Genomic DNA, 691 nt, shown 5'->3' with positions numbered 1-691 from the left:
CAGCTATTTTTTGCAGTGATGTAGGGCAAATGAAGCTCCTTCGAGGCTTATACAACAACCCTCTTCCAGAGGAAGGGTGTGTCGCAACGATTGGAAATTTCGATGGTGTTCATCTGGGGCACCAAGAAATTGTACGTCGTGTTGTTGAGCGGGCTAGTGATCTTAATCTCCCCTCGGTTGTCGTCGTGTTCGAACCTCAACCGCAAGAGTATTTTAAAGGCGAGCAGGCACCCGCGCGTTTAATGCGATTTCGTGACAAGTACGAATGTCTGCAAAATTACGGCTTAGATTATATTTGCGTACTTCAATTTAATGAGAAGTTTCGTGCCCTCACTGCCAAAGCATTTATTGATCAAGTTTTGGTGAATCACTTAAAAGTGAAACACTTGGTCGTTGGAGATGACTTTCGTTTTGGCGGAGATCGCCAAGGTGATTTTCAAGCCTTGTTAAATGCTGGTGAGGAATTTGGCTTTACGGTTGAAAATTCCGATACCTACAAAGTTGAGGGTACAGAGAGCCAAGCTCGCGTCAGCTCTACATTGGTCCGCGTTAAGTTAGCAGACGGTGAGTTTGATACGGTTGAAAGATTGCTCGGTCGTCCTTATACCTTGTCGGGACGCGTGATGTATGGGCAACAGCTTGGCAGAACGATTGGCTTTCCCACGGCCAACATTGCATTGCGTCGAAAGAG

At 46.3% G+C, this 691-nt stretch carries 1 protein-coding gene; it reads left to right on the top strand.

From position 1 onward, the window contains the following. Positions 1–29: 29 nt before the first annotated feature. The coding region (gene ribF, locus A3739_RS06265) for a riboflavin biosynthesis protein RibF (RefSeq protein ID WP_068500717.1) at positions 30–691 on the top strand (662 nt) is incomplete at its 3' end.

It is taken from the genome of Oleiphilus sp. HI0067 (assembly GCF_001635735.1).
This window is presented reverse-complemented; position numbering and strand designations above follow the sequence as displayed.